Annotated in this window: 24 protein-coding genes; 17 read left to right on the forward strand and 7 right to left on the reverse strand. The window is 73.0% G+C overall.

All coding sequences use genetic code 11. From position 1 onward, the window contains the following. Nucleotides 1-116: 116 nt before the first annotated feature. Nucleotides 117-1,130, forward strand: coding sequence for an aldo/keto reductase (locus ACZOOI_RS40000; protein WP_465281723.1), 1,014 nt, complete (start codon nt 117-119; stop codon nt 1,128-1,130). A gap of 101 nt (nt 1,131-1,231) precedes the next feature. On the opposite strand, the gene ACZOOI_RS40005 is transcribed toward ACZOOI_RS40000, so the two are convergent. The 5 genes from ACZOOI_RS40005 to ACZOOI_RS40025 all read right to left on the reverse strand — a co-directional run bounded on the left by ACZOOI_RS40005 (nt 1,232) and on the right by ACZOOI_RS40025 (nt 6,118). Further along, on the reverse strand, nt 1,232-1,618 hold the full coding sequence (locus ACZOOI_RS40005) for a VOC family protein (RefSeq protein ID WP_355547834.1): 387 nt from the start codon (nt 1,616-1,618) through the stop codon (nt 1,232-1,234). 151 nt (nt 1,619-1,769) lie between these two features. After that, on the reverse strand, nt 1,770-2,159 hold the full coding sequence (locus tag ACZOOI_RS40010; protein WP_391589505.1) for a VOC family protein: 390 nt from the start codon (nt 2,157-2,159) through the stop codon (nt 1,770-1,772). Beyond that, nucleotides 2,144-3,598: an FGGY-family carbohydrate kinase gene (locus ACZOOI_RS40015; RefSeq protein WP_465281724.1), complete on the reverse strand. Its 1,455-nt coding sequence runs from the start codon at nt 3,596-3,598 to the stop codon at nt 2,144-2,146. The genes ACZOOI_RS40010 and ACZOOI_RS40015 overlap by 16 nt, the downstream gene beginning before the upstream one ends. A gap of 2 nt (nt 3,599-3,600) precedes the next feature. Beyond that, entirely contained in the window at nt 3,601-4,620 is a 1,020-nt protein-coding gene (locus ACZOOI_RS40020; RefSeq protein ID WP_465281725.1) for a zinc-dependent alcohol dehydrogenase, read from the reverse strand. A gap of 100 nt (nt 4,621-4,720) precedes the next feature. After that, the gene (locus ACZOOI_RS40025; protein ID WP_465281726.1) at nt 4,721-6,118 is read right to left on the reverse strand and encodes an amidohydrolase family protein; all 1,398 of its coding nucleotides are present in this window, start codon (nt 6,116-6,118) and stop codon (nt 4,721-4,723) included. A 238-nt stretch (nt 6,119-6,356) separates the two neighbouring features. Here ACZOOI_RS40025 and ACZOOI_RS40030 point away from each other — a divergent pair, with 238 nt between their 5' ends. The 12 genes from ACZOOI_RS40030 to aroC all read left to right on the forward strand — a co-directional run bounded on the left by ACZOOI_RS40030 (nt 6,357) and on the right by aroC (nt 19,179). Further along, entirely contained in the window at nt 6,357-7,871 is a 1,515-nt protein-coding gene (locus tag ACZOOI_RS40030; protein ID WP_465281727.1) for an aldehyde dehydrogenase family protein, read from the forward strand. Nucleotides 7,872-7,974: 103 nt separating this feature from the next. Continuing rightward, nucleotides 7,975-8,460: a VOC family protein gene (locus ACZOOI_RS40035; protein WP_465281728.1), complete on the forward strand. Its 486-nt coding sequence runs from the start codon at nt 7,975-7,977 to the stop codon at nt 8,458-8,460. Further along, nucleotides 8,460-9,191 carry a FadR/GntR family transcriptional regulator gene (locus tag ACZOOI_RS40040; protein ID WP_391589511.1) on the forward strand — a complete coding sequence of 244 codons (732 nt, stop codon included), beginning with the start codon at nt 8,460-8,462 and terminating at the stop codon, nt 9,189-9,191. The genes ACZOOI_RS40035 and ACZOOI_RS40040 overlap by 1 nt, the downstream gene beginning before the upstream one ends. Before the next feature lie 92 nt (nt 9,192-9,283). Next, on the forward strand, nt 9,284-9,649 hold the full coding sequence (locus ACZOOI_RS40045; RefSeq protein WP_020553735.1) for a cupin domain-containing protein: 366 nt from the start codon (nt 9,284-9,286) through the stop codon (nt 9,647-9,649). A 304-nt stretch (nt 9,650-9,953) separates the two neighbouring features. Further along, the gene (locus ACZOOI_RS40050) at nt 9,954-11,033 is read left to right on the forward strand and encodes a BMP family ABC transporter substrate-binding protein (RefSeq protein ID WP_465281729.1); all 1,080 of its coding nucleotides are present in this window, start codon (nt 9,954-9,956) and stop codon (nt 11,031-11,033) included. Then, a complete protein-coding gene (locus ACZOOI_RS40055) occupies nt 11,008-12,705 on the forward strand; it encodes an ABC transporter ATP-binding protein (RefSeq protein WP_465281730.1) in 1,698 nt (565 codons plus the stop codon). The genes ACZOOI_RS40050 and ACZOOI_RS40055 overlap by 26 nt, the downstream gene beginning before the upstream one ends. Next, the gene (locus ACZOOI_RS40060; RefSeq protein WP_465281731.1) at nt 12,702-13,826 is read left to right on the forward strand and encodes an ABC transporter permease; all 1,125 of its coding nucleotides are present in this window, start codon (nt 12,702-12,704) and stop codon (nt 13,824-13,826) included. The genes ACZOOI_RS40055 and ACZOOI_RS40060 overlap by 4 nt, the downstream gene beginning before the upstream one ends. Before the next feature lie 15 nt (nt 13,827-13,841). Continuing rightward, nucleotides 13,842-14,750, forward strand: a complete 909-nt coding sequence (locus tag ACZOOI_RS40065; protein ID WP_465281732.1) for an ABC transporter permease — start codon at nt 13,842-13,844, stop codon at nt 14,748-14,750. Beyond that, on the forward strand, nt 14,747-15,790 hold the full coding sequence (locus ACZOOI_RS40070) for a zinc-binding dehydrogenase (RefSeq protein ID WP_465281733.1): 1,044 nt from the start codon (nt 14,747-14,749) through the stop codon (nt 15,788-15,790). Before ACZOOI_RS40065 ends, ACZOOI_RS40070 begins: the two co-directional genes overlap by 4 nt. Then, the gene (locus ACZOOI_RS40075) at nt 15,787-16,947 is read left to right on the forward strand and encodes a sulfite exporter TauE/SafE family protein (RefSeq protein WP_465281734.1); all 1,161 of its coding nucleotides are present in this window, start codon (nt 15,787-15,789) and stop codon (nt 16,945-16,947) included. Before ACZOOI_RS40070 ends, ACZOOI_RS40075 begins: the two co-directional genes overlap by 4 nt. A gap of 56 nt (nt 16,948-17,003) precedes the next feature. Beyond that, a complete protein-coding gene (locus tag ACZOOI_RS40080) occupies nt 17,004-17,180 on the forward strand; it encodes a hypothetical protein (RefSeq protein ID WP_465281735.1) in 177 nt (58 codons plus the stop codon). 766 nt (nt 17,181-17,946) lie between these two features. Continuing rightward, nucleotides 17,947-19,179 (forward strand): chorismate synthase, encoded by a 1,233-nt coding sequence (gene aroC, locus ACZOOI_RS40085; RefSeq protein WP_465281736.1) that lies wholly within the window; start codon nt 17,947-17,949, stop codon nt 19,177-19,179. Between the two features lie 71 nt (nt 19,180-19,250). Here aroC and ACZOOI_RS40090 read toward each other — a convergent pair whose 3' ends face one another. Then, nucleotides 19,251-20,441 carry an amidohydrolase gene (locus tag ACZOOI_RS40090; protein WP_465281737.1) on the reverse strand — a complete coding sequence of 397 codons (1,191 nt, stop codon included), beginning with the start codon at nt 20,439-20,441 and terminating at the stop codon, nt 19,251-19,253. Between the two features lie 92 nt (nt 20,442-20,533). On the opposite strand from ACZOOI_RS40090, the gene ACZOOI_RS40095 reads away from it, so the two are divergent. The 4 genes from ACZOOI_RS40095 to ACZOOI_RS40110 all read left to right on the forward strand — a co-directional run bounded on the left by ACZOOI_RS40095 (nt 20,534) and on the right by ACZOOI_RS40110 (nt 24,581). Beyond that, complete coding sequence (locus ACZOOI_RS40095) at nt 20,534-21,694, forward strand: PucR family transcriptional regulator (protein ID WP_391589520.1); 1,161 nt, start codon at nt 20,534-20,536, stop codon at nt 21,692-21,694. 310 nt (nt 21,695-22,004) lie between these two features. After that, nucleotides 22,005-23,039 (forward strand): methyltransferase, encoded by a 1,035-nt coding sequence (locus tag ACZOOI_RS40100; RefSeq protein ID WP_465281738.1) that lies wholly within the window; start codon nt 22,005-22,007, stop codon nt 23,037-23,039. Nucleotides 23,040-23,325: 286 nt separating this feature from the next. Continuing rightward, nucleotides 23,326-23,766 (forward strand): hypothetical protein, encoded by a 441-nt coding sequence (locus ACZOOI_RS40105; RefSeq protein WP_465281739.1) that lies wholly within the window; start codon nt 23,326-23,328, stop codon nt 23,764-23,766. 170 nt (nt 23,767-23,936) lie between these two features. Beyond that, nucleotides 23,937-24,581 carry a class F sortase gene (locus tag ACZOOI_RS40110; RefSeq protein ID WP_465281740.1) on the forward strand — a complete coding sequence of 215 codons (645 nt, stop codon included), beginning with the start codon at nt 23,937-23,939 and terminating at the stop codon, nt 24,579-24,581. 83 nt (nt 24,582-24,664) lie between these two features. Here ACZOOI_RS40110 and ACZOOI_RS40115 read toward each other — a convergent pair whose 3' ends face one another. Next, nucleotides 24,665-26,350, reverse strand: coding sequence for an FAD-dependent oxidoreductase (locus ACZOOI_RS40115; protein WP_465281741.1), 1,686 nt, complete (start codon nt 26,348-26,350; stop codon nt 24,665-24,667). Between the last annotated feature and the right edge of the window lie 236 nt (nt 26,351-26,586).

The following is a 26,586-nucleotide window of genomic DNA, read 5'->3' on the forward strand; positions in this document are numbered from 1 at the left end:
TGTGCTTGAGGCACGAACAAACGGCCCCTGCGCTGCGCCGGGACCACATCGGTGCACACGCGCCGTCGTGCCAGCCTCGGGGGAGGACCTGCGACGATCACCCTTGGAGGGCACCCGTGGAGTACACCCCGCTCGGTCGCACCGGCATGCGGGTCAGCCGACTGTGCCTGGGCACGATGATGTTCGGCGCGTGGGGCAACCCGGACCACGACGTGTGCGTCCGCATGGTGCATCGCGCGCTCGACGCCGGGATCAACCTGGTGGACACCGCCGACGTGTACGCGTTCGGCGAGAGCGAGGCGATCCTGGCCAAGGCGCTCAAGGGCCGGCGCGACGACGTGGTGCTGGCGACCAAGTTCGGCGAGGCGATGGACCCGGACGCGCCGCTGCGCCGCGGGGCCTCGCGGCGCTGGATCTTTCGCGCCGTGGAGGACAGCCTGCGTCGCCTGGAGACCGACCACCTCGACCTCTACCAACTGCACCGCCCCGACCCGGGCACCGACCCGGACGAGACGCTCGGCGCCCTGACCGACCTGGTCCGGCAGGGCAAGGTGCGCGCGATCGGCTCCTCCGCACTGCCCGCGGAGAGCATCGTCGAGGCACAGTGGATCGCCGAGCGGCGCGGCCACGAGCGTTTCGCGGTCGAGCAGCTGGCCTATTCGGCGTTCGCCCGGCACGCGGAGACGGCCGCACTGCCCACGTGCGGGCGGTACGGCCTGGGCGTGCTGGTGTTCAGCCCGCTCAACGGCGGCTGGCTGACCGGCAAGTACCGGGCGGGACAAGCCGTTTCCGCCGATTCGCGGGCGGTGCGCAACGCCGAGCACTTCGATCACGCGGACGCCGCCGTGCGGGCCGCGAAGACCGCACTGGTCGAGGAGTTCGCCGCGATCGCCGACGACGCCGGCTGCTCGCTGCCGGAGTTGGCCCTGGCCTTCGCGCTGGCCCACCCGAACGTCACCTCGGCGATCATCGGCCCGCGCACCGAGGAGCAGTTGGAATCTCAACTCGGCGCCTGCGCCGTGCGGTTGACCTCCGACACGCTGGCCCGCCTGGACGCCCTGGTCGCCCCCGGCACCGACGTCAACCCGGCGGATTCGCCCTACCCGCGCCCGGTCCTGAACCGCGCCTGAGCGTCGGTCCGCTCCGAGCCGGGACGGCCACATGCCGGTATCCGCGATCCGACTCGGATCGCGGATACCGGCATGTGGCCGTATGGGCGCTACGTGCTACCTCACTTCTCCCACATCACGATCTGGTTCCCCCACGGGTCCAGGAACGAGGCGTGGTGACCGCCGAACTCCTCCCAGAAGCACTGCTCCCACAGCGCGGTCGCGCCCAGCAGCACGGCCTTGTTCAGGTATTCGCTGGGGGCCGCGTCGACCAGGATGTACACCCGGGCGTGCAGGCCGGCGCGCGGCTGTTGGGGCAGCGGCGCCGGGTCGGGCACCTGGGCGACCTCGTCGTACAGGCCCAGGTGCAGTCCCTCGCCCGGGACGATCTGGTGGAAGACGCCCTGCGGACGCGGGTTGATGGTCCAGCCGAACAGCTCGCGGTAGAACTCGGTGGTCGCGTCGACGTCGGGTGTGGGCATGTCGACGAAGACCAGGGTGTTGGTCATACGGGGTCCTTTCCGGGGGAACTGGGTTGCGGGGCAATGGGGGTGCCGGGCAGCGCAGAGGGGCTGCGGGAGAACTCGGGCGTGGGAAGTTCGCGCGTGGCGAACTCGCGCGTGGCGAACTCGCGTGTGGCAAACCGGATGCGACGAGGCGTCAGACCTGGTGGGCGTGGCCGTGGGTGAAGTAGGTGCCCTTGTCGCGCCACAGCACGACCTCGTTGCCCCACGGGTCGCGGAACGCCGCGTAGCGGGCCTCGAACTCGGCCCACGGCTTCTCCTCCCACAACACGCTCGCGCCGGCCGCGACCGCCTTGTCGAGGTAGGCGGGCGGCTCGTCGACCATCACGTAGATGCGCGGCACCGGCCCCACCGCCGGGCGCGCCTCGCGGCGGATCCCGAGATTGGGCTTGACGCCCGGGAGCACCTCGCTGAACTCGCCGGCGGGTCGCCGCTTGAAGTCCCAGTCGAACAGCGCCGCGTAGAACGCGGAGGTGGCCTCCACGTCGGGGGTCGGCAGGTCCATGAAAATCACCGGATTGGGCACGTCGGCTCCTCGGAGAGGTTCGGTTCGGAGAGGTTCGCGGAGAGGTTCGGTTCGGCAGGGGTCGGGCCGGAGGGGTTCGGTCCGGAGCGGGTCGAATCGCCGGCGTCGGCCGGTACGGACAGACGCGCCTGCGCCGCGTCACCCAGGTCGAGGAAGCGGCGCAGGCCGGCCGCGTACTCGGGACGCGGTTCGGGGTCGAGCACGGTCATCGCCGGGCGCGGCCAGTCGCCGGCGCGCCCGGCACCGGGCGCGGGCCACCAGCGCGCCCCCGCGCCGGCGGCGAGCGCCGCGCCGTAGGCGGCCAGGTCGGTCTCCGCGGGCACCTCGACCGGCACGCCGAGCACGGCGGCCTTGATCGAGCACCACAGCGGGCTGCGCGCGGGCGATCCGGCGCAGACCAGGGTGTCCAGTCGGGCGCCGCGCGCACCCAGTTCCCGTGCGATGTGCGCGAGGCCGTACGCGGTGCCCTCCAGGACCGCGCGGGCCAGTTCGCCGGGTCCGGAGCCGGCGCTCAGCCCGAAGACCTCGCCGCGCAACTCGCGGTTCCAGCGCGGTGCACGCTCGCCTTCCAGGTAGGGCAGCACCAGGACGCCGCGGGCGCCGGGTGGCACCTCGGCGGCCAATGCGAGCAGGTCGCGCACGTCGCGTCCGGTCAGGTCGCGCAGCCACTCCAGGATCAGCCCGTGCGCGGCGACCGGACCGCCGACGATGTCGATCCCGGACACCGCCGAGGGCAGCGCGTACGCATCGGCGGCGGGCGAGCCCGCGGGCACCGCGACGGCCAGGCCGCCGGTCCGCCCGCCGGGGTCCATCGCCCGGCCGGGCCGGTCCAGCCCACCCGCCCAGAACGCCAGATACGCGTCCTGGGCGCCGGCCACCAGCGGGGTGCCGGCCGCGATGTCGTGCCCGGTGCCGACCGTGCCCACCACCGACCCGGTCGCCACGATCGGCCCGTAGCCGGTCAGCGGCGGATCCCCGGGCCAGCGGGCCTGTGCCCGCTCCGCGCCGAACCGGGCGGCCAGCCAGTCGTAGAGCTGCCACGCCTGCACGTCGGGTCCGTGGGCGGCGCGCAGCGCGGCGTGTTGCGCGTGATGCTGCTCGACCGGCGATCCGGTCGCGCCCGCCGGGTGCCGGCAGGTCAGCGCCGCGGCGATACCGGGTCGGGGCACCGCATCGGGCACGGTGGTCGGGCTCTGGCCGCCCAGGCACAGCGCGGCGGGACGGGCCGCACCGGGCACCAGCGCGCGCAGTTCGGCGAGCGCCTGCGCGGTGGCGGCGAACCAGGCGTACGGGTCGGCGTGGCCGGGCTCCCAGCCGGTTGCACCGGGGTAGCCGGCGGTGGTCGCGCCCAGGACGACGCCGTCCGGGTCGAGCGCGAGGGCGCGTACCGAGTTGCTCCCGACGTCGACGCCGACGACGACCGCGGGCGAGCCGGACATGCTCAACCGCCCACGAGGACGCGGTAGACCGGCGACTCGGCCGCCAGCCGGAAGGCGGCGTCGACCTCGGCGAGCGGGTAGGTCGCGGTGACCAGCGCGTCCAGTTCGGCGGCCAGGCGTCCGGAGGCGATGATCGCGGCGGCCTCGGTCCAGTCCTGCGGTTCCTGGCTGTACACGCCGACGATGCTCAGTTCGTGGTGGTGCACGTGGTCGGGCCCGACACCGGCCAGGACGTCCTTGGGGAAGGCGCCGAACAGCACCACCGTGCCGCCGTCGTCGCACAGGGACAGCGCGGTCTCCACGGCACCGGGGGCGCCGGCGGTGACGAAGACGACGTCCTGCTTGCCGCCGGTGCCGGCGGCCTCCTCCGGGGTGCTCGTCCAGTCGGCGCCGGCCGCGCGGGCCTCGGCGAGCCGGTCGTCGCTGATGTCGATCAGGCCGACCGACTCGGCGCCCTTGAACCGGGCCAGGGCCAGGTGCAGCCGACCCATGTACCCGGCGCCGATCACCGCGACCCGGTCGCCGGCCCGCAGGCCGCCCAGCCGGACCGAGTGCGCGACGCAGGCCAGCGGCTCGCCCATCGCGGCGTGCGCGATCGGCGCGTCGCCGGTGCGGAACGTCTGTACCGCCGCGACCTTGACGAACTCGGCGAAGCCGGCGCCCATCGAGATGGTGCCGTCGGCCAGCGCGCCGCCCTGCGGTCGTTTGCACAGCGCGCTGCGCCCGCGCCGACACGAGGTGCAGGTGCCGCAGCGGGTGAGCAGGTCGACGGTGACCGTGTCGCCGACGGCCGCGACCCCGGGCAGTCCGGCGACGGCGCTGCCGAGCGCGACCACCTCGCCGGCGACCTCGTGGCCGGGGGCGACCGGGTAGATCGGCTTGGTGCCCAGGTAGAGCCGGCGCTCCATGGTGCACAGGCCGGTGCGACCGACCCGCACGAGCACGTCCTGCGGCCCGACCTCGGGCACCGGCTCCTCGCGCAGATCGACCTGTTCGGGGGCGGTGACTACGGCAACTCGCATGTGGGGCTCCTCCGTTGGCGAAAACTGTGGGATGCGGGACGCGGCGTTCGGCGGACCGAACCCGGTGGTGCGCGACCCGATGCGCGACCCGATACGCGACTCAGTGCGCCGGCACCGTCGGCCAGCGCGTGCGCAGCGGTACGCCGGCCCGGGCGAGCAGGGCGGTCGACGCGCGGGCGGCGAAGGTGCGCAGGGCCCGCTCGTCGACGGTGACGCAGGTGTGGTCGCGGACCACGACCCGGCCGCCGATCAGCACGTCGCGCACCGAGCGGCCGTCCGAGGACCACACCAGCTGCTGGGCGATGTCGCCGCGCGGGGTCCACTGCGGGCCGGTGGCGTCGTGCACGACCAGGTCGGCGTACTTGCCGGGTTCGAGCGAGCCGATGCGATCGGCCATGCCGACCGCCTCGGCGCCGCCGATGGTGGCCAACTCCAGCGCCTCGGCGGCGCCGAGGCCGGTGGGGTCGATCGCCATGTCCTTGGCCAGGCCCACCGCGAGCGCTGCGGTGCGCAGCAGATCGGCCGAGTCGGCGGCGTTGCCCGCGTCGGTGCCCAGCGCGAGCCGGCCGCCGCGGCGCGACAACTCGGCGTGCCGCCCGGCGTGCGTGACGCCCTGGCCCAGCCGCAGATAGGCCCACGGGCAGTAGGCGACCGCGGTACGGTCCGCCAACAACGCCTCGACCTCGGCGTCGTCGAGCCACACCGCGTGCGCGAGCAGCAGGTGCGGGCCCAGCACACCCAACTCGGCCAGGTGCAGTACGGGCCGGCGCCCGGTGCGGCGCAGGTAGTCGTCGGGGTCGGCGCTCGACGGGGACAGGTGCATCGTCATCCGGGCGCCGGTGTCGCGGGCCAGGTCGGCGGCGCCGGTGAGCAGTTCGTCCGAGGCCAGGCCGTGCCCGACCAGGGTGACCCAGCCCTCGACCGAGCCGCCGGCCGGGTAGGCGGCGACCAGTTCGGCGAGCCGGTCCAGCACCTCGGCGGCCGGGGCGGCGAACGGTGCGCCGGGCACGTCCCAGCCCCATGCGCCGATGCCGCCGCGCACGCCGACCTCGGTCATCGCGGCGGCCACCCGATGCGGGTGGGCCACGGTGCCCGCCTCGATGATCGTGGTGACGCCGTTGCGCACGCTCTCCACGCCGGCGAGCAGCGCGGACAGTTCGTCGTCGTCGGGTCGATGCGCCGCGTGCAGCGGCACCGCCCAGGTGTCCACGGAGGCGCCCGGTGGCAGGTCGTCCGGTATTCGGGCGCGGGCCAGCGGATCGCCGGTCTGGTGCAGGTGCGCGTTGACCATGCCCGGCGTGACGACGCAGTCGCTCGCGTCCCACTCGGGCGTGCCCGGCCAGCGGGCCCGCAGCTCGCCGGTGGCGCCGACGGCGAGGATGCGCTCGCCCGCGACGGCGACCGTGCCGCCCAGCAGCACCTCGCGGCGCGCGTTCATGGTGACCACGTCACCGCCGACGACCAACAGGTCGGGCCGCGTCGGCCCGGCGCCGCTCACGTTGCTCTCACCTGCGAACTCACCATGTCCGGGGACACTAGGCCCGGCGCGGTCCGCAGGCATCGTGGCCGGGAGCACAATCAAGTGGGCTCAGTACATGCCGGGGACACAATGCGAGCACAGGGCGGCGAGGGCAAACCTGAACCGGTGCCGTGTCGGGCGAGGCTTACCAGGTTGCGGCGCCCGGCACGGCGTATCCGGCTCGAAGGCCCGTCCGCCGCGTCCAGGGAGTTGCCGCATGTCCGACACCACCAGCAGCGAGCCGCGCATCCGCGCCGAGTGGCTGCGCCCGGACCCGTACCCGCAGCTGATCGACGGGCGCGAGTCGTTCGACGGCGAGCAGCTGCCGGTGTTCGACCCCTCGACCGGTGGGCAGCCCGCCTGCTACCTGGCGGCGAGCGATGCCGAGGTCGAGGCGGCGATCTCGGCCGCGCGCACCAGCTTCGACGCCGGGGTGTGGCGGCGCATGCCGGGCCCGCGCAAGGCCGAGGTGTTGGAGGCGGCGGCCGCGGCGATCCGCGCGGACGCCGGCCGGCTGGCCGCGCTGGAGGCGATGGACACGGGCAAGGCGATCTCCGGGGCGTTGACCAACGACGTGTACGAGGCGGCCAACGCCTTCTCCTACGCCGCGGCGATCTGCCGCACGGCGCATGGCGACGTGCGGCGCTCGTCCTTCCCGCCGGACCTGCTGCCCGGCGGCGGCCCCGACCTGCTGACCCTGCGGCTGCGCGAGCCGGCCGGCGTGGTGGCCGAGTTGTTGCCGTGGAACGGGCCGCTGATGACGGGCAGCCAGCGGATCGCCTCGGCGCTCGCGGCGGGCTGCTCGATCGTGGCCAAGCCGCCGGTGGACGCGGTGGTGACGCTGGTCGAACTGGGCCGGATCCTGACCGCCGCCGGGCTGCCGGCGGGGGTGGTGAACATCGTGCTCGGGCCGGGTTCGACGGTCGGCGAGCGGTTGATCACCGACAGGCGGTTCGACCTGATCAGCCTGACCGGCGGCACCGAGACCGGCCGCCACGTGCTGGCCGCCGCCGCCCGCAACCTGACCCCGGTGCATCTGGAACTGGGCGGCAAGTCGCCGGTCGTGGTGTTCGCCGACGCCGATCTGGACCAGGCGGTGGGCTGGGCGATGATGGCCGCGTTCGTGAACATGGGCGAGGTGTGCGTCGCGGGCAGTCGGCTGCTGGTCGAGGAGTCGGTGTACGAGCAGGTGGTGGAGGCGGTCGCGGCGGCGGCGGCCACGCTGCCGGTGGGTGACGCGCTGCACCCGGACACCTTCATCGGGCCCCTGATCAACGAGCGGCACGCGGACCGGGTCCGCGGTTTCGTGAGCCGGGCACTGGATGCGGGCGACGCCTCCGTGGTCGGTGAACCGGGCCTTGCGGACGGACTCCTGCCGACCTATGTCGCGCCGACCGTGCTGGGCGGGGTGCGGCGCGGCTGCGAGGTGGAGCAGGAGGAGGTGTTCGGGCCGGTGCTGGCCGCGATGCCCTTCCGCGACGAGGCCGAGGCGATCGCGCTGGCCAACGGGACCCGGTACGGCCTCAACGGCACGGTGTTCACCCGCGACATCGAGCGCGCGTTCCGCTTCTCGGACGCGCTGGACTGCGGTGAGGTCAACGTGAACTGCCATTTCGCGCCGGACATGAACGGCGGACGCGGCGAGCCGCGCCGGGCCAGCGGGTTCGCCCGGACCGGCGTGGACGCCTACACCCGTACCAAGGCGGTGAACGTCCAGGTGCACAGCGGGTGAAGCGTGGGGTTGTGCTGGGGGACCAATGACCACACCTGACCGAGCTTCATACCTTCTGATTGTCAGACCAACAGCCTGACCCACACCCTGAGGAGGCCCGATCGTGGCCGTTACCGGGATGAACCACGCGGTGCTGTACGTGCGCGACGCACACCGGACCGCCCGGTTCTACAACGAGGTGCTGGACTTCATCACAGTCATCGACGGCCCGCCCGGCAGCTACGTCTTCATGCGGGCGCCGGCCTCGGAGAACCACCACGACATCGCGTTCTTCACCATCGGTGCCGAGGCGGGCGACTCCCAGGCCGGCCGGCGCACCGTGGGCATGTACCACATCGCGTGGGAGGTGCCCACGCTCGACGCGCTGGCCGAGGCCCGCGAACGCCTCACGGCGGCGGGCGCGTTGATCGGCGCGAGCGACCACGGCGCGAACAAGAGCCTGTACGCCAAGGACCCCGACGGCCTCGAATTCGAGGTCATGTGGCTGGTTCCGCCCGCGTATTGGGGCGACGAGGAACACGAGGCGATCATCCGGCCGCTGGACCTGGACGCGGAACGCGAGCGCTTCGCGTCCCTGGCGGACGCGTAGTGCCCCTGCGGGCGCCGGGGGACCGGATCCGCTTCGCCAAGGTCGCGCGCCGCACGATCTCCGAGGAGGTCCGCGACGCACTCCTGGCGAGCGTGCGCGAGGGCGAACTGCGCCCGGGCGCCCAACTGCCCCCGGAACGTACCCTGTGCGAGCAGTTCGGGGTGGCCCGCACCTCGGTGCGCGAGGCGATCCAGGGACTCGTCTCGCTCGGTTGCCTGGTCAAGCGCGGGAACCGGTTCTACGTCGCCGAGCGACTGCCCGGCGTGTCCTTCGACGCGGACGACGGCCGCAAGTTGCGCGTCTCGGAACTGTTCGAGGTACGCCAGGTCACCGAGGTGGCCATCGCCCGCCTCGCCGCCATCCGTGCCGCACCCGACGAGCGGGCCGAGATCGGCGAACTCGCGGCCGGCTTCGACCCACAGATGACCCTGGAGGCGTTCCGCCGCCAGGACCGCCGCTTCCACGCGGCGCTGGCCCGCGCGTGTGGCAACACCACGCTGCGCGAGCTGTACGCGAAGGTGCTCGACGCGGTATTCGCGTCCGGCGACTTCGCCTCGCTCCTCGACGCGGAGGGCAACGCCGAGGCGGTCCGCCAGGTGATCGCCGAGTCCTGCCGCTCGCACCGCGGCATCGCCGACGCGGTCGCGGCCGGCATCCCCGACGCCGCCGCGCGCGCCGCCGCCGACCATCTCGGCGAGGTGGAGCGGCAGATGACCGCCCGGATGTTCTAGTGCCGCGCCCCGGGCCGTGTCCGCCGGATCGGCCGCGGGTCGGTCCGCCCGAGGAACCATTGCGCGAATCAACCGGAGAGGACGGCCGTGACATGAGCGACGTACAACGCGTGTGGGCCTTCGACGACAGCGAGTTCGTCGAGGTCAAGCCGGGATTCCGGCGTCGGGTCTACACCGGCGACGAGATGATGCTGACCCTGTGGCGGATCCGCGAGGGCTGCGGACCCACCCCCTACGACGACCATCCCGAGCACGAGCAGTACGGCATGGTGCTCAAGGGCAGGCTGGACTTCCGGATCGACTCGGACGAGCGGCAGGTGCTCGGCCCGGGCGACGTCTACTGGGCGCCCAAGGGCTGCGACCACGGGGACAGCCTGTTCATCGGCGACCCCGAGCACGGCGAGACCTGGATCCTGGACATCTTCACCCCGCCGCGCGACGAATACCGCAACGGCTGACCCATCGCACCACCCGCGATCTCGCGCAGTGCCTCGCCGCGGGACCGCATGTTCGGCAACTCCGCACCACTGTCGGACGGTTGCGCGCGCCGCAGGCGCCGCGCACCGACCCCCACCCGCTTCCGCGCCGGAACCCCCGGCAGCACCGGAACGGGCCCCTCCGCCGGACCGACATCCACCCCGGCCGCGGCACCGCACACCCGAACCCGGCACGCCCACCGTGCCCGTCCGGGTTGCCGCGCATCCGTCGGTCCGTGTCGAACCAACGCGCCCTGATTCGTCTGGAGACCTTCCGATGAAGAACATGGTTCGAGTCATCGCGGCCTCGGTCATCATACCGGGACTGCTGGTCACCGCCTGTGGCGGTGGCTCCTCCTCCTCTTCCGCCTCCGCCGGTGCGCCCGCCTCGGCCGGTGCGCCCGGCGCCGGCACCCTCCCCGCGAACGAGCCCGACGTCAACAAGGACAAGAAGGTCGTCATCGGGGTGATGAGCCCCGGCGACACCAAGGACAAGGGCTACTACCAGAGCTTCGTCGACGAGGCGAACGGCTATGCCGACGCCAACGGGTGGAAGCTCGTCGTGGTCGACAAGATCAACCCGGCCAACGCCGTCCAGCAGGCCCGCAACCTGTGTCGGCAGAAGGTCGACATGATCGCGATCGGCGCCAGCGAACTCAAGGACGCGCTCAGCGCGGCCAAGGAACCGCAGTGCAAGGGCATCGCCTGGTACATCAGCGGCGGCCAGGGCGTGACCCAGACCCCCGAGTTCACCCAGTCCCTCGACTACATCAACGAGTCGCTGTACGTGGCCGGTTACGCGGCCGGCCTGATCCTCAAGGAGAACGGCGGCAAGAAGGCCGGCTACATCACCGGCCCCGACCTCCAGTTCGCCCGGGACGTGGCCAAGGCGTTCGAGGCCGGGATCAGGAAGGTCGTCCCGGACGCCGAGATGGTGCAGACCTTCACCGGCGACTTCAACGACTCCGGCAAGGCCAAGGAGGCCGCCCAGGCGCAGATCAGCCAGGGCGTCAAGGTGATCTACCCCTACCTCGGCGGCGCCACCGACGTGGTCACCCAACTCGCCAACGAGAAGGGCGTGCCCGCGCTCACCCCCGGCACCGACCGCTGCTCGACGCCCGGCGCGCAGTACGCGGTGTCGGTGATCTTCAGCCCCGGCGCCTACTTCGCCGGCGCCCTGGAGGACTTCAAGAAGGGCACCCTGCGGATGGGCGTGGCCCGCGAATGGCACCTGGGCAAGGACCCGGTGCCCACGGTCAAGCTCTGCAAGCCCACCGGTGACCAGGAACAACAGCTCAAGGCACTGATCCAGGACATCGGCAGCGGGAAGGTGAAGGTCGATGAGGCCGTCGCCGCAGGCAAGTGACACCGTCGTGACCACACCCGACCCGCGACCCCGGGCCGAAGCCGAGCACCCGGCCGCGCCGTCCGTGCTCCCCGTCCCCGTCGTGCAACTGCTCGGCATCGGCAAGCGGTTCGGCACGGTGCGGGCGTGCGAGGACGTCTCGCTGCGGGTGCAGGCCGGCGAGATCCACGGCCTGCTCGGCGAGAACGGCGCCGGCAAGAGCACCCTGATGAAGATCCTGCTCGGCCTGGTCGTCCCGGACACCGGACGGATCCTGCTGCGCGGCGAACCCGTCACGATCGCCGACCCCTCGGCCGCCGCGACCCACGGAATCTCCATGGTGCACCAGCACTTCAGCCTGGTGGACCGACTCAGCGTGTGGGAGAACGTGGTGCTCGGCGACCGGGGCCGGGTGGACCGGGACCGGGCCCGGGCACTGGTGCGCGAAGTCGGCGAACGCTACGGCCTGGAGGTGGACCCCGACGCGTGCGTCGAGGACCTGTCCACCGGGCAGCGGCAACGCGTCGAGATCGTCAAGTGCCTGCGCCGTGACCCCGGCGTGCTCATCCTCGACGAGCCGACCTCGGTGCTCACCCTGGAGGAGTCGCGCGAACTGTTCACCGTGCTGCGCCGGGTGGTCGCCGACGAGGGCAAGGCGGTGATCCTGATCAGCCACAAGCTGGACGAGATCGTGCACGCCACCGACCGGGTCACCATCATGCGCCAGGGGCGGGTGGTGGCCCGCCGGGCCACCGCCGACACCGATGTACGCTCCCTGGCCCGGGAGATGGTCGGCCGCGAACTGTCCAAATGGACCGCCGCGTCGGCGGTCGGCGCACTGGACGCTCTGATCGAGCCCGGCACCGGCACGCCGACCGGCGGCACCGCGCTGCTGGACGTGCGCGAACCGGCCGCTGCACCCGCCCCGGATCCCAGGCCGCCGGCCGGCGAGGTACGGCTGCGGATCAGCGATGCGCACGCGAGCACCGCGGACCGGCGTCCGCTGCTGCGCGGACTGACCCTGGAGGTGCGCGCCGGCGAGATCCTGGGCCTGGCCGGTGTCGAGGGCAACGGCCAGGCGGCGCTGGGCGATCTGCTCTCCAGCCTGCTTCCGCTCAACGCCGGCCGGGTGGAGGTGTGCGGTGCGCCGGTGGCGGCCGGCCGACCCGGCGCGATGCACGCCGCCGGAGTGGGCATCGTGCCCGAGGACCGACACGTGTCCGGTTGTGTCCTGGACATGAGCGTCGCGGAGAACCTGGTCCTCGCGGACCTGGGCTCGGTGACCAGCAGGGGACTGCTCAGCCGGCGCCGAATGGCGGCGCGGGCCCGGCAGTTGATCGAGGAGTTCGAGATCGCCACACCCTCGCCGGACACCCCGATGCGGCAACTGTCCGGCGGCAACCAGCAAAAGGTGGTGCTGGCCCGCGAACTCGCGGCCCAGCCAAAGGTTTTGGTCGCCGCACAGCCGACCCGGGGTCTGGACATCGGCGCGATCGAGTACATGACCGAACGGCTGCACGCCGCGGCCCGATCCGGCATCGCGGTCCTGCTCCTGTCCACCGAACTGGGGGAGATCCTCACCCTCTCGCACCGCGTCGCGGTCATCCACCGGGGCGCCGTCGTCGGCGAGATGGACCGCGCCGACGTCGACACCGAGCGACTGGGCCTGCTGATGGGAGGCCAGGCGGCATGACCCCGACCCTGATATCCGAGCGCGCACCGGCCGTCGCCGCACCGCCGGCCGGCCCGCGTCGCCGGCTCCGGATCGCCGACCTGGGCACCCCGCTGCTGTACGCGGCGTCGTTGTCCACCGCACTCGTCCTGGCCGGCCTGCTCATCGCGCTGGTCGGGCAATCCCCAGGGGACGCGGCGAGCGCGATGTACGACGGCAGCCTGGCCGACGGCGCGGCCATCGGGCAGAGCATCGACCAGGCCGCCCCCCTGCTCCTGGTCGCGATCGGCTCGGTGATCGCCGCCCGCGCCGGCATCTTCAACATCGGCCAGGAGGGCCAACTCCTGGTCGGCGCGGCCGTGGGCGCGGCGATCGCGCTGTTCACCCCGGGCCCCGGTCCGCTGGTCCTGACGCTGGCCCTGCTCGGCGCCGCCGTCGGCGGCGCCCTGTGGGCGGCCATCGCGGCCCTGCTCTTCTACTGGCGCGGCGTCGCGGTGGTGATCAGCACCCTGCTCCTGATCTTCGTCGCGAACCAGGCCGTGTCGTACGCGGTCAACTCGCCGTCGCTGCTGCGCGAGAAGGCGGTGGCCGGCCAGGTCACCACATCGCAGACGGACATGCTGGCCGAGTCGGTCTGGCTGCCCCGGATCGGCGAATACCCCGACTTCAACATCGGCGCGGGCATCTTCATCGCCCTCGCGCTCGCCGTGGGCACCTCGGTGGTGCTGGTGCGCAGCCGGCTCGGCTTCCGGGTGCGGATGCTCGGCCTCAACCCCAAGGCCGCACACCGGGCCGGCGTCGGCGCGGTGCTGATCGGCGGCGGCGCACTGCTCGCCTCCGGCGCGTTCGCCGGCCTCGCGGGCGGGGTGATGCTCACCGGCAGCGGCCACCGGATGCAGGACGGCTTCGCCGACAACGTCGGCTTCGACGGCCTGCTGGTGGCACTGGTGGCCCGGGACAAGCCGATGCTTGCCGTGCCCGTCGCGCTGTTCTTCGGGGCGCTGCGGGCGGGCGGCGGATTCCTGTCCGCGACCGGCGTTCCGCGCTACATCGTCGCCGTGGTCACCGCGCTCCTGGTGCTGGCCACGGTCTTTCCCGCCGCCTACGCCGAGGTGCGCCGCCGGCGCACCGCAGGCGCCTGAGACCAGGAGGTTGACATGGTCGACGACCTTGCCATGGTCCTGGCCAGTTCGGTCCGACTCACCGTGCCGCTGGCCTTCGCGGCCTGTGGCGAGTACATCGCCGAACGGGCCGGCACGATCAACATCTCGGTCGAGGCGATGATGCTCGGCGGTGCGTTCAACGCCGTGTGGGGCGCCTCGTTGACCGGATCCGCCTCCTTCGGCCTGGTCTTCGGCATGCTCGCCGGACTGGTCATCGGTTTCGTGCACGCCGAGTTCAGCCATCGCCTGTCGGTCAACACCTACGTGGTCGGGCTGGCCCTGAACGCGCTCGTGCTCGGCCTGACCAGCTTCCTGCTGGACTCGGTCGACCTGACCGGGCATCAGGTCGACGCGCTGAACATCCCCGTCCTGTCCGACCTGCCGCTGCTGGGCCCGGTGCTGTTCGCCCATCGCTGGCCCGCCTACCTGCTGGTCGGCGTGATCCCGCTGGTGTGGTGGCTGGTCCAGCGCAGCCGGTTCGGCCTGGAACTGCGCGCCGCCGGGGAGAATCCCCAATCGGCCGACGTGACCGGGATCGACGTACGCCGCCGGCGCCGGCAGAGCGTGCTGCTGTGCGGCGTGCTGGCCGGACTGGGCGGCGCCTATCTCGCGGTCGGCGAAGTCGGCGCGTTCAACCAGAACATGACCGCCGGCCGCGGCTACGTGGTGATCGCCGCGGTGATCTTCGGCGGCTGGAAGCTGCGCGGCACGATGGTGGGTTGTCTGGTGTTCGGCGCGGCCGACGCGATGCGGCTGGCGCTGCCCGCGCTGGGCGTACACCTGAACTCGCAGCTGCTGATCGCCGCGCCCTACCTGTTGGCGCTGCTGGCGATGATGTTCCTGGCCAAGACGCACCGCCAACCCACCGCTCTCGGCGCGCCGTTCGTCCGGGGGATCGTATGAGGGCCGTCCTGCACCGGGGCCACGGCGGCCCGGAGATCCTGGAGCGGGTGTCCCTGCCCGATCCCGAACCGGGGCCGGGCGAGGTGCTGATCGCGGTCCGCGCCGCCGCGGTGAACCGGCTCGACCTGTTGCAGCGGCGCGGTCCCGGCCTGCTGCCGCACTTCACCCTCCCGCACGTACCCGGCATGGACATCGCGGGTGACGTGCTGGCGGTGGGCCCGGGCGTGCACGAACGCCGGGTCGGCCAGCGAGTGTTGGTCAATCCGGCGCTGCACTGCGGGAGTTGCGCGGCATGCCGGTCGGGCGAGGACGCATGGTGTGCGGCGCTGCGCGTGGTCGGCGGCAATCGGCCCGGCGGCTACGCCGAGTTGACGGTGGTACCCGCCGATCGCACCCACCCGATCCCGGCCGGGCTGGACCACGTGGCCGCGGCGAGCCTGCCCACCGCGTACGGCATGGCCTGGCAGGGCCTGGTCGTGCGCGGCGGCCTGCGGGCCGGCGAGACGCTGATGGTGCACGGCGCGGGCAGCGGGATCAGCATCGCGGCGGTGCAACTGGCCCGGGCGCTGGGCGCGCGCGTGCTGGTCACCTCCGGCTCGCGGGCCAAACTGGACCGGATGGCCGAGACGGGCGCCGACGTGCTGATCGACACCGGCACCTCGGACCTGGTCACCCAGGCCCGGGCGGCGACCGGCGGGGCCGGCGTCGATCTGGTGCTCGACCACGTCGGCCCGGCGCTGTTCCAGGCGTCGCTGCATGCGCTGCGGCCGCGCGGCCGATTGGTCTTCTGCGGCGACACCACCGGCACCGCGGCGACCTTCGACCTGCCGCATGCCTTCCACACCGGGATCACCCTGCTGGGCGCCGGCTCGTGCGGGGCGGCGGACTTCGCCGCGATGGTCGACTTCTGCCTCGCTCGCGCCCTGATCCCGGTCCCGGACACGACCTATCCGCTCGCGGATGCCGCCCGGGCACACCGCCGGTTGGCGAGCGGTGCCGCATTCGGCAAGGTCACGCTGCTGCCCGGCAGTACGGCATGAGCCCCGCCGAGGCCCTGCTCGTGCTCGTGGCGGGCCTCGGCGCGGGCACGGTCAACACCGTGGTGGGTTCCGGCTCGTTGCTGACGTTCCCCGTCCTGCTGGCACTGGGCTACCCCCCGGTGGTGGCCAATGTGTCCAACACGATCGGACTCACCCCCGGCTCGATCACCGGCGCACTCGGCTACCGCCTCGAACTCGCCGCCCAGTCCGCCCGGTTGCTCCCCCTGTCGATCGCCGCCGTGCTGGGCGGCACAACCGGCGGCCTCCTCCTGCTCACCCTCCCCCCGGGCGCCTTCCGCGCGGCCGTCCCGGCCCTGATCCTCCTCGCCGCACTCCTGATGGCCGGCCAACCGTGGTTGTCACGTCGCCTGGCCACGCGTCGCGACCGGCAGGCGGAGGCCGACCGCGACACCTCCATCCAGCCGCGCGTGCGTCGCGACAGCCACAGACCCCCGAACCCCGACCCCAACGACCCCCCACCGCACCCCCACCACGAGCACCAGACGAGTCCGGAGCCCGGCACCCCCATCCCCCCGCCCCACCATCTGCGGGTGTGCCGCGACAGCCACGCATCCCCGAACCCCGACCCCAATGAGCAGCAGCCGGGCCCGGAGCCCGACACCGCCGCCGCCGTCCCGGCGCACCCACACCGCGACCGACAGGCGAGCGCGGAGCCCGGCGCCCCCATTCCCCCGTCCCACCATCTGCGGGTGTGCCGCGACAGCCACGCATCCCCGAACCCCGACCCCAGTGAGCAGCAGGCGGGTCCGGAGCCCGGCACCGCCGCCGTCCCGGCGCACCCACACCGCGACCGACAGGCGAGCGCGGAGCCCGGCGCCGGCGTCGGCCCGGCAGTCCGGCTTGGTGTGCGTCGGGAACGGCAGGCGAGCGCGGCGCCCGGTGCAGGCGTCGGCCGGCCGCACCGACTGGGCACACATGGCGAGCAACAGGCGGGTCCGGAGCCCGGCGTCGCCGTCGCCCCGGCGCACCGGCCGGCCGTGCGTCGCGAGCGGCAGGCCGAGGCCGACCGCGCGAGCGGTGTCGGTCCGGTGCTGCTCGGGGCGGTGTTCACGGTCAGCGTGTACGGCGGGTACTTCGGCGCCGCTCAGGGCGTGCTCCTGCTCGCGCTGCTCGCCATCGTGCTCGACGAGGACTGAACCTGCTCAACGGGCTGAAGAACCTGCTCCAGGCACTGGTCAACCTGGTCGCCGCGGTGCTGTTCGCGATCACCGCCGAAGTGGCCTGGCTCCCGGTGCTGTTGCTTGCCCTCGGCTCGGTGGCGGGCGGCCGCCTGGGCGCGGTGCTCGGCCGCCGAGTGCCCGCACCGGTCCTACGCGCCCTGGTCGTGCTGATCGGCACGACAGTCGGCATCGCCCTACTGGTCACGTAACCCGCCACCCACCCCGACGCGCCCACTCGCCCCCAACCCCCAGCCCACCACCACCCGTCCCGCACTCCGGCCCCACCTGCCCGCCCGTCGCGACCCGTCCGCCCCTCCCGTCGCTCCTCCCCATCCGTCCCGCCCGCCCAGCACGATTCCCCGTCCCGCCCGCCGCACCCATACGCGCCCGTCCCGCCCCGCCCGCAGCCTTCGTCCCGGCCCGCTCGACTCGGCCGTGCCAACCGTTCCCGCCGTCGCCTCGCCCGTCCCCGCCCGCGCGCCCGTCCCGTCCCCCCGCCTTCGTCCCGGCCCCGCTCGCACGGCCCGCCCGGCCCGCTCGACTCGGCCGTGCCAACCGTTCCCGCCGTCGCCTCGCCCGTCCCCGCCCGCGCGCCCGTCCCGTCCCCCCGCCTTCGTCTCGGCCCCGCTCGCACGGCCCGCCCGGCCCGCTCGACTCGGCCATGCCAACCGTTCCCGCCGTCGCCTCGCCCGTCCCCGCCCGCGCGCCCGTCCCGTCCCCCCGCCTTCGTCCCGGCCCCGCTCGGGTCACCCGGTCCGCTCGACTCGGCCGTGCCAACCGTTCCCGCCGTCCCCTCGCCCGCCCTTCCCGCTCGCATTGCCCCCCTCGCCCGTCTCGCCGTCGGCCCCTTCGTCCCGGCCCCCTCGCTCACGCCGCCCGGCCCGCTCGACTCGGCCGTCCCGCACCGTCCGCCCCGCTCGCCCGCCCGCCCGTCCGTCCGTCCGTTCCGTCCGTGTCCCCGAAAGAAGGACTCCCATGTTGCGTTGGCTCACCGCAGGTGAATCGCATGGTCCTGCGCTCACTGCCGTTCTGGAGGGGTTGCCCGCCGGGGTGGAGATCTCCTCCGGCGATCTGGCCCGGGCGCTGGCCCGGCGTCGGCTGGGCAACGGTCGCGGTGCGCGGATGCGCTTCGAGCGCGACGAGGTCGAGTTCAACGGCGGGGTCCGACACGGGCTCACCCAGGGCGGCCCGGTCGCATTGCGGGTGGCCAACACCGAGTGGGCCAAGTGGGCCGAGGTGATGGCCCCCGACCCCACCGACGCCGACGGCCGTCGCTACGACGAGCCGGGTCGGCTCCCGGACCGCGGGCGCGGCGCCGCGCTGACCCGACCCAGGCCCGGGCACGCCGACCTCGCGGGCATGCAGAAGTACGGCTTCGACGACATCCGCCCGGTACTGGAGCGGGCCAGCGCGCGGGAGACGGCGGCGCGGGTGGCCATCGGCGAGGTCGCGCGCGCGTTCCTGGCCCAGACGCTGGGCGTGGAGATCCTCAGCCACGTGGTGCGGATCGGCGCGGTCGCGCTGCCCGAGTCGCTGGTGCCCGAACCCGGCAGCGCGGACGCGATCGACGCCGACCCGGTGCGCTGCGTGGACCCGGACACCGCCGCCGCGATGAACGCCGAGATCGAGGCCGCGCACAAGGACGCCGACACGCTGGGCGGCGTGGTCGAGGTGGTGGTCTACGGGCTGCCGCCGGGTCTGGGCAGCCACGTGCACTGGGATCGGCGCCTGGACGCCCGCCTGGCCGCCGCGCTGATGGGCATCCAGGCGATCAAGGGGGTCGAGGTCGGCGACGGCTTCACCACCGCGACCCGGCGCGGCTCGGTCGCCCACGACGAGATCACCCCGGTCGCCCCCGGCCGGCCCGGCCCCGCCCGGGTGCGCCGCGAGACCGGTCGCGCGGGCGGCATCGAGGGCGGGATGACCTCCGGCGAACTGCTGCGGGTACGCGCCGCGATGAAACCGATCTCCACCCTGTCCCGGGCACTGGCCACGTTCGACGTGCGCACCGGCGATCCGGCCAAGGCGATCGCGCAGCGCAGCGACGTGTGCTCGGTGCCCGCGACCGGCGTGGTCGCCGAGGCGATGGTCGCGCTGGTGTTCGCGGACGCGGTGCTGGAGAAGTTCGGCGGGGACAACGTGGCCGAGACCCGCCGCAACGCGCAGGCGTACCTCGCGGCGCTGCCGGTGACCGTCGCCGACGCGTGAGCCGGATGCCGATCCGGCGCCGAACACGGTCGATGGGCTCCGGGGTGATCGCCCCGGAGCCCGTCGGCGGGTCAGTCCCCGGCCGGCGCGCCCGCCAGGAGCCGTTCGCGCAGGCCCTGGTCCAGCGCCGCGTCCACACACGTCCAGGCCATCGCCAGACCACCATCCAGCAGTGCGCGATCCGCGGCGGGCCGCACCGCGTACGCGGCGAACTCGGCCTGATGCAGCCCGGCGGCGCCCGAGTCGATCGAGACCAGCGGCTGGATGGACGGAATGGCCAGCGACACGTTCGCCATGTCGGTGGAGCCCGCCTGCCGGTCGTCGGCCGCGGTCACCGGCGGGACTTCGCGGCCCACGGTCAGCGCATTGCGCTCGTACGCGGCCAACAGATCGCCGTCGTGCCGGAACTCGGAGTACGCGGGCGAGGTCGAGGAGATGGTCAACCGCGACCGGGTGGCCACCGCGCCCGCCTGGAAGCACTCGCGCACCCGCGCCTCCAGATCGGTCAACCCCGCGAGCGTTGCGGCCCGTACGTAGTAGGCGGCCTCGGTGTGCTCGGGGATCACGTTCGGCACCTGCCCGCCGGTCGTGGTGATCCCGTGCACCCGCTGATCCGGCGTCATGTGCTGGCGCAGCAGCCCGATGGCCACCTGGGCCACGGTCAGCGCGTCGGCCGCGTTGACGCCGTCCTCGGGACACGCGGAGGCGTGCGCGGCCCGGCCGTCGTACTCCACGTGCAACTGCGCGCGGGCCAGACAGGTCGGGTCCAGGCGCTCGCGAGGCGAGGGGTGCACCATCATCGCCGCGTGCACGCCGGCGAACGCGCCGCGCTCCAGCATCAGCACCTTGCCGCCGCCGTTCTCCTCGGCGGGGGTGCCCAGCACGCGTACGGTGATGCCGAGGTCGTCGGCCAGCGCGCCGAGCGCGAGCGCGGCGGTGGTCGCGGCGGAGGCGATCACGTTGTGGCCGCACGCGTGCCCGATGCCCGGCAGCGCGTCGTACTCCGCGCAGATCCCGAGCACGAGCGGTCCGCTGCCGCGTTCGGCGACGAAGGCGGTGGGCAGATCGCACACCCCGGCGGTGACGGTGAATCCGTGCTCGGTCAATTGTTCGCCCAGCCAACCGCAGGCCCGTTCCTCGGCGAAGCCGAGTTCGGGGTGGGCGTGCAGACGGTGACTGAGGGCAACCAGATCCGGAGCGGCGGCATGCACCGCAGCCTGGGCAGCGGCCTTTGCACCGGCCGCGAGGTCGAAGGCTCGCATGCGCGCATCCTGCCCCACGAAAGACGTAACGGGAAGTGACCGATCGAAGTATCTGTTCCGCGTAACAACGACCGGCTAAGGTGCGGAAATCCATGATCGACAAGGCAGAAGTCACGGAACACCGGACCCCCGTGCCGGACCGGGCAGAGGCGTTCGAGCGGGAACTGAACGTGCTGGCCCTCTCCGGCGACGGCTGGCTCGCGATCCTGCGAGCCCTGGCCCAACGCACCGGTAGGACCGCCCGACTGGTGGGGGTGCACGGCGGGGTACTCGCCGCCACCGACGACGGCACCGAGTCGATGACCCCGGTCGCCGTCGCCCACGTGTTCGTCGAGGACAAGGTGGTCGAGGTCACCTGCGACGAGGGCTGGCGGGCCTCGGCCCTCGCGGTCCGGGTGGCGCAACGCCGGGTCGGGCTGCTGCTGTTGGGCGAACCGGACGGCGCGGCCGACGACGAACCGCTGTTGCGCGCGGCGGTGACGGCGGTGGCGATCGAGGCGATCCGCCGGGACGCGGTGGCCACCGCGACCGCCGAGACGGCCGGCCGGCTGATCGACGAACTGCGCTACGGCGCGCTGCGCAACCTCGCCGACGTCACCCGCACCGCCGCGCGCTTCGGGCTGCACCTGGATCGCCCGCACTCCGCCGTGGTGTTCGCCTACGCCGGACCCAACCAGCGCACCTGGACCACCGCGCTGTCCTGGCTGGAGATGCCGGTGCGCCAGGAAGGCGAGTTGGGACTCGCGGTGCTCTCGGGCAACGTCGAGCGGGAGATCAGCCGGATCCGGATCCGGCTCCAGGGCATGGTCGGCGATGTGCCGGTACTGGCCGCCGCCGGGCCCACGGTCAGCGATCCGCGCGGCACCGCACGCTCGTTCCACGACGCCGAGACGGTGCTCGGGCTGCTTCGTCGGCGTCCGGGCGAGGTGCAGTTGATGTTCTCCTCGCTGGGCCTGGCCCAGTTGTTGTTCGGAGTGCCGCCGGCCCGGCTCCAGGCGTTCGTGGACCAGCACCTGGGTCCGATCCTGGAACGCGAGGAGTGGGTGGCCACGCTCAGCGCGTGGCTGGCCACCAACGGCAGCCGCGCCGCGGTCGCCGAGATGTTGCACCTGCACCGCAACTCGGTCGGCTACCGGATCGGCCAGATCCGCGAGCTCCTGGGCGCCAACCCCCTCGACCCCGAGGTCACCCTGCAACTCCAGGCCGCACTGACCGCCCGCGAACTACTCCTGGCCCTCAAGGAAGTGCCGTAACCAGGAAGTGCGGTAGCGAGGAAGTGCCGCAACAAAGAAGTGCCGCAACAAGAAGGAAGCGCAGAAACAAGGAAAACGCCGCTGCACCGGAAGCGCCGCAGCCGGCGTTCGGTCGCCGGATCTGCGCCCATCCGGATGACTCCCGGGCGCGTCTTGGCTCGAACCGGCCGCGCCTCGGCGGCAGGTCGGCGACTGTGGGTCACAGTCGTTCCAGCCCCGGCGCGGACCGCCGGGACGTCGGTGCGCGGGTCGTTGCGGTCGAGTTCCGCCGGCCCGGCCCGGATGGTCCACCGGTTGAGAGGCGATCAGCATGACCGATACCGACGTCACCAGTGCCCCGCAGGCGGCCACCCGACTGCGCGAGCTGGCGTTCAGCGCGATGTCCGCCGCGGCGGTGCGCGCCGCACTGCGCCTGGGACTCCCGGACGCGCTGGGCGAGGGCCCGGCGAGCGTGGACGAGTTGGCCAGGGCGGTGTCCGCCCATCCCGGGGCGCTGCACCGGCTGCTGCGCGCGCTGGCCTGCCAGGGCATCTTCGCCGAGGAGCCGGACGGGCGGTACACGCACACCGAGGCGTCCCGACTGCTGCGCGCCGACGCCCCGCGCAGCATGCGCGACGTCGCGCTGTGGACCACCGAGCCGTGGACCTGGGAGGTGTGGCCGCGCCTGGACGAGGCGGTCCGCACCGGGAAGAGCGTCTTCCCGGCCCTGCACGGCAAGCAGTTCTTCGACTACCTGCACGAGGACGCGCCGGAATCGGCAGCCGCGTTCGACCGGGCGATGACCCAGTCCAGCCGGCAGTCCGCGCAGGACGTCACCGCGGTACTCGACCTGACCGGCATCGACAGTGTCGCCGACATCGGCGGCGGCCAGGGACTGGTGCTGGCCACCCTCCTGGAGCGCAACCCGAGCCTGCGCGGCACCCTGCTCGACCTGCCCGGCGTGGTCGCCGCGGCCGACCCCCGGCTCCGGGCCGGCGGCGAACTCGCCTCCAGGGCAAGCCTGGTGGGCGGCGACTGTCGGGTGGACATCTCGGTCCGAGCCGACATGTACATCGTCAAGAACATCCTGGAGTGGGACGACGACAGCACCCTGCGCACGCTGCGCAACATCGTCGCGACGGCCGCGCCCGGTTCCCGGGTCGTGATCATCGAGAACCTGGTCGACGAGACCGCCTCGATGCGATTCACCGCCGCGATGGACCTGTTGCTGCTGCTCAACGTCGGCGGTCGCAAGCACACCAAGGACAGTCTGCTGACCCTGATCGAACAGGCGGGCCTGCGCGGCCGGGACGTCCGCGCGGTGAACCCGTCGCTGCACATGTTCGAGTGCACGGTCCCGGCCTAGAGCCGCGAGCGGCACCGCCGGCGGACCCGCGCACCGGCCCCGGAAAGGCCCGCCGCGCGTGTGGCTACCGAAAGTCATTTCTCGTGACCCTGCGCTAAACATCGGACTGCTCCCGGCGAGTGAAGCAGGTGGCGATATCCGCCCGGGAGGCCCACAAAGGCCCCTCGAATGCAGTCACGCGGGTCGCGGGTCGGCCAGGGCCGTTCGATGGTGAATAAGGCGCCTCGCCGATCCCCGTGTGCCGATGCCCGTCGGCAGTTCGCGAAGCGCCGGAAGGATAATCACGATGCGTCGTGCACGAACTCTTGTCGCCGGTACCGCCCTCGGCTTCGCCGCCCTGACCCTGGCGGTTCCGTCCGCCTACGCCGACGCCCCGGCGCCGGTGAAGCCCGATTCCGGCCCGGCGGCCCCCGAAAACGGTGCGTCGGAGAAGTCCTGGTCCGGCGAGTCGAAGTGGACGCCCGAGAAGGGTTCCGAGCAGAGCGAGGGCTCGGACAAGGGCGGCGAAGGCAAGTCCCACGAAAGCAAGGGCAACGAAGGCTCCTCGCACGAGAAGTCCTGGAAGGACCACAAGAGCCCGCACGGTGGCGTGCACACCGGCATCGGCGGCGCGTTCCTCGATGACGGTGCGGCGCTCGGTACGGGTGCGGCCCTGATCGCCGGCGGCATCGGCATGGGCGTGTACGCCCTGCGCCGTCGTCCCGGTGCGGCGGCGGCCCAGGCCTGATCCGCCCGTCCGGGCAACACACCGTGGCCACCGCCCCGCACCGGGGCGGTGGCCACGGCAATGTCGCCGTCGGCGCGGCATCGCCCGGTCCGTCGGCCCAGGAGAGAGGGACCGTCTTGCACGACCCGGCACCACCCAACGACACGTCCGAGCCCCCGCCCCCCCGCCGCATGAGCGCCGGCAAACTGATGATGATCGCCGTGACGACCATCCTGCTGGGCGTCCTGATGATCAAGCACGATCTGAGCACCGACTCCGGGCCGCCGCCGCAACCGGTGCCCGCAGCCGCCCAACCGGGCGCCTCGCCGCCCGTCGCACCCTCGGCGAGCCCGACCCCCGACGGGGCGCCGGCGATGCGCCGCTCGCAGCCGGTGCGGATCAAGATCCCCAGGATCAAGGTGGACGCGCCGTTCATCGGGCTGGGCCTGAACGCCTCCGGTGTGTTGGAAGTACCGCCCGCCGCGGACCGCAACCTGGCCGGCTGGTACGAGGACGGCGTCACCCCGGGCGCCCGGGGCAACGCGATCGTGCTCGGCCACGTGGACACGATGACGGGCCCGGCGGTCTTCTGGGGGCTCGGCAGCCTCAAGCCCGGCGACACCGTGGAGATCGCCCGCGCGGACGGCAGCGTGGCCAGGTTCGCGGTGGACTCCGTCGAGGCCTTCCCCAAGGACGCCTTCCCCGACGAGCGGGTCTACGGGAAGACGACCGACGCCCAACTGCGCCTGATCACCTGCGGCGGCGTGTACGACAAAAAGGCCAAGGACTACAAGGACAACGTGGTGGTGTTCGCCCACCTGCTGCCGCCGACGTAGTCCCACCGCCCGCACCCGAGCGCACCACGGCCGGCCCCGGATACCACTCCGGGGCCGGCCGTGGTGCGCTCGGTCCGCCGTTCCTACCGGCCGAGTTCGCCGCCCACCCCGGCATCCGCCTCGGCCCGGCACGCCACCGCGCGCAGCACCGTGACCATGGTCTCCTCGGGGTCCAACTCGGCGGCCGGCACCCGCCAGGCGACGAACCCGTCCGGACGGATCAGCACCGCCCCCTCGTCGGTGACCCCGTGCAGCTCCGCCCAGTCCACGTCCGGCGCGGTGACCAGGTCCACCAACGCGGACTCCGCCTCGGTACCCACCCGGTGGATTACCAGCGGCACGCCGAGCCGCCCGCTCGCCGCCCGCGCGGCCCGCTGCCACGCCTCGCCCGCCGCACCAGCGCCGACCAGCAGCACCGGCGAGGTCTCGTACAGGTCCAGGGTGGACAGCCGAACGCCGTCCCGGTGCAGCCACACGTGCGGGGCACGGCTGCCGGGTTCGCCGGCGGGCGGGCGGAACCGCTCGGGCAGCACCGGGACTTCGGGGTCGGCGCCGAGCACCGCCGCGGACGCGTAGCGGTAGCCCAGCACCACACCCAGCACGCCGGGCTGCTTGGCGCCGCCCACCGGGGGAGCGGCGTATCCCGGGTGGCTGTGCTCGGCCGATCGGGAGGACGCGCGCGCGGCGGTGGCCAGGGCCACCGGTCGGCGCTCGGCCTCGTAGGTGTGCAACAGGTCGGCGCCCGCGTGCCCGTGCAGCACGGCGGCGAGCTTCCAGGCGAGATTGTGTCCGTCCTGGATCCCGGTGTTGGAGCCGAACGCCCCGGTGGGCGACATCTCGTGCGCGGAGTCGCCGGCCAGGAACACCCGGCCGACGCGGTAGCGTTCGGCGACCCGCTCGGCCGCATGCCACGGGGCCTTTCCGGTGATTTCCACGTCCAGATCCGGCACGCCCGCGGCGGCCCGGATGTGCTCGACGCAGCGCTCGTCGGTGAACGCCTCGATCGGCTCGCCCCGTTCGGGGTGCCACGGCAGGTGGAAGACCCAGTGGTCCCCGTTGTCCACCGGCAGCAGCGCGCCTTCGCCCTGAGGGTTCGTCAGATAGCAGACGATGAACCGCCGTTCGCCGACGAACTCGGCCAACCGGCGGGAGGTGAAGGTGACGCTCACGTTGTGGAAGAGGTCGCCCGGACCGGACACGGCGATGCCCAGTCGCTCGCGCACCGGGCTGCGCGGCCCGTCCGCGGCGACCAGGTAGTCCGCCCGCACGATCTGCTCCTGCCCGTTCGCCCGGGTCCGCACGACCGCGGTGACCCCGTCCTCGTCCGGTTCGAAGGACACGAGTTCGGTGCCGAAGCGCAGGTCGCCGCCGAGTTCGCGGGCGTAGTCGGCCAGCACCGGCTCCAGGTCGTTCTGGCTGCACAGGCACCACGAACTCGGACTGAACCGGGCCAGGCCGCCACCGGGGTCGATCTCCTTGAACAGCCACTCCTGACGGTCCCCGGCGATCGTGTGCGCCTGGAGGATGCCGTGGTTGTCGGCGAGCACGGCGGACGCGGCACGCACCCGGTCCTCGACCCCCGCGGTCCGGAACAACTCCATCGTGCGCACGTTGTTGCCGCGTCCGCGGGGGTGCCGGGAGGTGTCGGCGTGCCGCTCCACCAGCATGTGCGGCACGTCGAGTCGGCCCAGGAACACGGACGTGGACAGCCCGACCAGCGAGCCGCCCACGACCAGGATAGGTACCCGGTGTTCGATCTCGGGATTCATCAGTTCTCCTGCGTTGGCGAGGACTGCGGACGCGACCCCGCTGCGGGGTCGCGTCCGTCGGTGTCCTCCTGTTCCCGTTGAAGCCGGAAGAGGGGTTCGTCGCGGCGAATGTCACTCATATGCCCTCAAAAGATGCAGAGAGTGATGATTCGCCGCCACGCTCGAAGTCGAGGCCGGGTCCCCGACGGACGGATCGGTCGGTGTTCGGGTGCGTCGCGCGGCAAGGCGCGGCGCAC

It is taken from the genome of Embleya sp. L77, from assembly GCF_055557415.1.